1 pseudogene is annotated in these 582 nt (G+C 47.8%); it reads right to left on the reverse strand.

Annotation, left to right across the window (positions count from 1 at the left end):
- Positions 1–577: pseudogene (locus R7Z50_RS29385) on the reverse strand (bifunctional NADH-specific enoyl-ACP reductase/trans-2-enoyl-CoA reductase); the annotation flags it as partial.
- Positions 578–582 lie beyond the last annotated feature (5 nt).

Here is a 582-nt window from a genome sequence, read left to right on the forward strand (position 1 = left end):
CTTCTGCTTCCTCTTCGGTGGCAGGCTCGAGCGTGGTTTCAACCCATTGATCATTTTCAAGTAAGATGGAAGCGCCAGTAACCGACTCACCAATAGGCTTAATCACACTGCGCCAGAACGTATCTGAATGAGGTTTTGGACGAACGCCCGCTGCAAGGCTGTAAATCACCAAATCGACTTCACCTTCAAAGTAGGTTTCGATCGCTTCGATAACTTCATTACGGACAGAGTCAGAGAATGCATCACCAACAATATTGATTGCAGTGCGTCCTGCATGCGTTGCTTCTTGTTTGAAAAAGATGTTGTTGTACCAGCCTGCGCTGCCAACCCCTTTCTCAGATGGACCTCGTTCAAACGAGACGCCAATGGTGTCTGCTTCAGCGCCGCCAAACGTTAGGGCAATACGTGCTGCTAACCCAAAACCGGAGGAAGCACCAATAATTAAAACTCGTTTAGGGCCGCTTTTGATCTGCGGGGCTTTTTTTACGTATTCAATTTGCTCTTTTATGGATGCATGGCAACCGTGTGGATGCGCAGAGCGAGCAACAACACCTTGAATTAACGGTTCTATTCGCATTGTTG

The organism is Vibrio sp. 1249-1, assembly GCF_033340495.1.